Here is a 4706-nt window from a genome sequence, read left to right as displayed (position 1 = left end):
TGAACGAAGCCGACATCCAGAAAGGGGATTACAATATCCACTGGCTGGAAAAGTGGATCAAGGCGCAGGAAGAGGCGAAGGTCTAGATTGATGACAGAGCGCGTTCGCCTTTCATAAGAAACGCAACGCCCTCTGAATAACCCGCTGTGATGAGTCGAAAGGCGTTAGCTGGCGAGTATCGCAGCGCAGCGTACTTGAGTACGTGAGCAGCGAAACGCAGCCAGATGACGGCTTGCAGACCATCACAGTAGGGTTATGGCCGATTTCACCCTCGACGATCTCGTTCAATGCTACCGCAGCGGCATTTTCCCGATGTCGGATGCGCGCGATGATGAGACCCTGTTTCTGGTCGATCCACCGCTGCGGGGCATATTGCCGCTGGAGGGCTTGCACGTGCCGTCGCGGCTGGCGCGCACTGTGCGCAATACGCCCTTCACGGTGAAGATCGACACGGCCTTTCGTCAGGTGATCGAACTGTGCGCCGAAAGCGCCGCCGACCGCGAAAGCACGTGGATTTCCCATTCCATTCAATCGCTTTACGAAGCCCTCTTCGCGCGTGGCCTGGCCCATAGCGTCGAGGTGTGGGATGGTACGCGGCTGGTGGGTGGGCTTTATGGCGTGGCCATCAACGGGGCGTTTTTCGGCGAAAGCATGGTGTCACGCGCCACAGATGCCTCAAAGATCGCACTGGTGCATCTGGTGGCGCGGCTGCGCTCCGGCGGCTATCGCCTGCTCGACTGTCAGTTTCTCACCGACCATCTGCGACAGTTTGGCGTCATCGAAATTCCGCGTGAGGATTACAAGGCGCGCCTGAAAGACGCGCTGTCGGTCGAAGGCGACTTCTACCGACTGGCGACCGCCGTGACCGGCAAGGGCGTCCTGCAACTGACCACCCAGACGTCATAGACCGGGTGTTCCATGCCATTTACGCCCGGCGTCGAGGCGTAGGTCCAGCCCTTGAACACGTCCTTGGGCTTGGGCACCGTGCCATTGGCTGCCGGCTGCGGCGAGGTACGCACCTCCAGATAGGTCATGGTGTCGCTCATCGCCTCGTCCTGCGCCGAGGTTTCACAGGCCTTTACCGTATAGACCATGCCGCGGTAGCGCTTGGGCTTGCCCACGGGGGCCTCAAAGCGGATGGCCTCGCCTGTCACCTTGTCGAGCACGGTCAGGATGGCCGCACTGTAGCGCAGACGCTTTTCGGGCGGCACCACGACCACAGGGGCCGATGACTGGGACGCGCTGCTGCTGGCTACCGGCGCATTGCCCACCACCTGACCGGCGGAATCGACATAGGGCGTGCCCGCCGACGACTGAGCGGCGGTTGGCGGCACGGCGGCCGGCGTACCCGTCCCCACGGCCTGCGGCTGGCTGGCCACCGGGGCCGCCGGGCGGTTCACGGTTTGCGTATTGGCGGCGCGCTGAGGGGCGTTGCGTTTATTCCCGGTCGGGTCGTAGGGCTTATACTCTACGCCGTCGATATAGTAGGGTTCCGGGTCATAGTCCGCATTGTCACGCGCATCGCGGCGGTCACCGCGTCGCGGAGCTTCTTCGTCGGGCGGGATGTTCTGGGCATAGAGCGGCAAGGCGATGGCGGCCACGCCGGCCATCAGCAGCACCGCCCGAACCATCGCGCCGGTCTTTCTCATCAGGGCTTCCACGCCTCGTAATCGCCCGACTTCGAAGCCTGACGCTCGCCTTCGGCGTTCAGTGACCCCTTGGGGAACTGCGCAAACGGCGTCCCCGACAGGTTAGGCAGGTGCGGCTTTTCCCACGATTTGCGCGGCAGCGGCGCCACCGTCGGCGGCTCATCGTACATATAGTGCATCCAGCCGTGCCAGTCGGGCGGAATCTTCGAGGCGTCGGCATAGCCATTATAGATCACATAGCGGCGCGGCTTGTCGCCGTAGCTTTCTTTGGTGTTGCGGGCCTGATAGTACTTGTTGCCGAATTCGTCGGTCCCGACGAGCTTCGACGTGCGGCCGATGGTGAACAGCGTACCGAGCGTCGCGCCGCTCCACCACAAGAAGGCTTTATCCAGCAAGGTCTTACCCTATTTTACTAAAAGGCGAAGCCAGACTCCGCCGGTTATGCGTCCTATGACTTATAAAGCGCCGCTGCATCTGCGTAAAGCGCTTCAAAGGCCACAGCCGGCGAATTATCCCCCATGCGGGAGCCACGCAACATATTGTGGATGGATCGGCCCACCGGCCCCACATTTATTGCTGAAAGGTTAAAATCGGTTTAGACTTTATCCCCAATTCTGCGCGCCAATCCGGGGAAGCCAATGGCAAAGATAATGTCCGGCGATTCTGTCCTGCCTGATCTGTCCTTTGCGGCGCGTGCCGAACGGGTCCGCCCGGTGCTGGAATGGCGCGAAATCGAACGTGGCCCCGACAGTTTCAGCGTCCTGTGCCCGCGCGACTGGACCACGGCGCAAAGCGAAGCCTGGCACGACTGGGTCGAAGCCCTGCCGCGCGACCTGCCCGAAGGGGCGTTTCCGCCGGTGGCCGAAGGGCTGGATGGGGCGTTTGACCTCTATGCCCACCGCCTGGCGGCATGGGGCCGGGTCTATGGCATATTGCGCGAAGATGAGGCGCAGGCCTTTGCGGCCGAACTGGCGGCGACCCTGCGGCTGGGACTGGCGGCACCCGCAACGGGTCTGCGGACCGGGCACCGCGTGCCCCTTCTGGACGGCACGAAAATCACCCAGACCGAGGCCCGCTACGCCGACATCGAAGACCACGCCTGTGTGCGTGACCTACGCGACCTGCTGGTCGGGGCGCGCTCCGAAGCCGTCGCCCGCGCCACCCGCGATCAGCTTCACGCCGCCCTGTCCGGCATCACCGCCGCCATTGCCCGTGCCGAGGGCGAACAGCGCGCCAGCCTGCAACACAATCCGGCTCTGGCCCGCGCGGCACTCAAAGCCCGCCGTCTAGGGGGCTCGGACGCCCTCATCCAGTCGGTTATTCAGTCCACGGACGGTTTGACCGGCGACAGCGCCCTGCCCGACTGGTCTTTGCAAAATGTCGAGGCCGACCGGCCCGCCCCTGCGGTCATCGTCACCGCGCGGCGCGACCTGATCGCTGCCGGTGATCCGTCGGCGCGTCTGGCGGCGCAGGCGGCACTGGAAAGCGGCCGCCTGTGGATCGCCTTCGATCCGGACGCCGCTGAGGCGCTGGATGACGCCCTGATCGCGCCGCGCGCCGCACTTAATGCCTATGGTTTCCTCAACGAAACCGGCTTCGACGTCGAAGGCTTTGCCGCCTGCGCCGCCCTGTGGACCGTGGCGCTCGATATCGAAAGCCACCTGACCTTTGCCGCCACGCCCGAAGCCGCGCAGCGTCTGGCCTTCCATCGCCCCATTGCCCTCACCCTGGCAGGCCTGAGCGAAACCCTTATGGCGCTGGGCCTCAGCGCGCAAACCGAAGCCGGGCAGGATTTTGCCGCCGCCCTGATGGCCGTGCTTGATGCCGAAAGCGTGCACGCCTCGGCTGTGCTGTCGCGCCACCTGACGCCCTATGCCGGGTTCGCCGCCGAACGCGACGACCGTGTGTCGGCGCTGAGCCAGAAACTCTATCGCCTGTCGGGCCTCAAAAGCCCCGACCTTAAGGCGCACGCCCTGACGCGCCTGCAAACGGCGCTGAAACTGGCCAAGCCCACCGGTCTGCGCCACGTTCAGACGACGACCCTGTTCGACGATCCGGAACTGTCGCTGCGGTTGGGCGTCACGCTGGGGGATGCGCCGCTGACCGCCCTGACCGTGGCTATGGAAGGTGCCGACGGCGTCTTTGTGCGCGGCCTGCACCCCGCCGTCTGGCAGGGGCTGAACGGCGATGAGCGCGACGCGGTGCGCACGCATCTGCTGGGGCATCGCACGCTGGACGGCGCGCCGCATATCCATGCCCAGACCCTGAAAGCCAAGGGGCTGAGCGATTTTGAAATCGCGGCCCTCGAAGACGCCCTGATCACCGCCCTCAGCCTCGAAGAGGTGGTGTCGCCGGCAGTGCTGGATGCCGATTTTATCAAGGATATATGGGGCATCAACGACGAAGACCTGCACGCGCCGGGCTTCAGCCTGCTGCGCCTGATGGGCTTTACGGCGGACGAAATCACTGAGGCGCAGGCCTTCATCTTTGGTCATGACGGCACGGAGGGCCTGCCGGACGCCCTGCGTCAGCGTCTGAACCCTCCCGGCCTGAAGGCACGGCTGGCCCTGCGGCAAAAGCTGGAGAGCTTCGCCTCCGCGCCTGCGGCTTCGGCCCTTACGCTTGAGTGGAATCAGGGCGTGCCCGACGCGCTCAAGGCCCTGGCTCAGGCAGCCGATAGCGGACTGCGCGCCATCGGCCTCAAGCGTCAGCCGGCCCCGCCGTCACTAACCTTGGATATTCCGGAATTTGAGGAGGCCCGCCGTCCGGCTCCGGAACCCGTGCGCGAAGCCCCGGCGCAGACGGTCATCGAAAAGATCATCGAACGCGACCGCGAACGCCAGAAACTGCCCGACCGCCGCAAGGGCTACATCCAGAAGGCCAGTGTCGGCGGCCATAAGGTCTATCTGCACACCGGCGAATACGAAGACGGTTCGGTCGGCGAAATCTTCATCGATATGCACAAGGAAGGCGCAGCCTTCCGTTCACTGATGAATAATTTTGCCATCGCCGTGTCGATCGGCCTGCAATACGGCGTGCCGCTGGACGAATTTGTCG

At 64.1% G+C, this 4706-nt stretch carries 4 protein-coding genes; 2 read left to right on the top strand and 2 right to left on the bottom strand.

The window, feature by feature from the left end; genetic code table 11:
• Window positions 1-255: 255 nt before the first annotated feature.
• Window positions 256-906 carry a leucyl/phenylalanyl-tRNA--protein transferase gene (gene aat, locus Q0072_RS16165; RefSeq protein WP_298332227.1) on the top strand — a complete coding sequence of 217 codons (651 nt, stop codon included), beginning with the start codon at window positions 256-258 and terminating at the stop codon, window positions 904-906.
• Here the strand turns inward: aat and Q0072_RS16160 are convergent.
• Together Q0072_RS16160 and Q0072_RS16155 are read right to left on the bottom strand one after the other, a co-directional pair.
• Window positions 843-1649, bottom strand: a complete 807-nt coding sequence (locus Q0072_RS16160; protein WP_298332224.1) for a DUF2155 domain-containing protein — start codon at window positions 1647-1649, stop codon at window positions 843-845. The genes aat and Q0072_RS16160 overlap by 64 nt on opposite strands.
• Complete coding sequence (locus Q0072_RS16155) at window positions 1649-2044, bottom strand: NADH:ubiquinone oxidoreductase subunit NDUFA12 (protein ID WP_013480471.1); 396 nt, start codon at window positions 2042-2044, stop codon at window positions 1649-1651. Before Q0072_RS16155 ends, Q0072_RS16160 begins: the two co-directional genes overlap by 1 nt.
• Before the next feature lie 243 nt (window positions 2045-2287).
• Here Q0072_RS16155 and Q0072_RS16150 point away from each other — a divergent pair.
• Window positions 2288-4706 (top strand): ribonucleoside-diphosphate reductase (locus Q0072_RS16150; RefSeq protein WP_298332219.1); only part of this gene is annotated, 2419 nt, incomplete at its 3' end.

This window comes from Asticcacaulis sp., from assembly GCF_027484505.1.
Lineage (GTDB): Bacteria > Pseudomonadota > Alphaproteobacteria > Caulobacterales > Caulobacteraceae > Asticcacaulis.
This window is presented reverse-complemented; position numbering and strand designations above follow the sequence as displayed.

Bases quoted from the DNA above. Each gene is read 5' to 3' on its own strand.
- aat (WP_298332227.1), top strand. From the start codon at position 256: ATGGCCGATTTCACCCTCGACGATCTCGTTCAATGCTACCGCAGCGGC.
- Q0072_RS16160 (WP_298332224.1), bottom strand. From the start codon at position 1,649: ATGAGAAAGACCGGCGCGATGGTTCGGGCGGTGCTGCTGATGGCCGGC.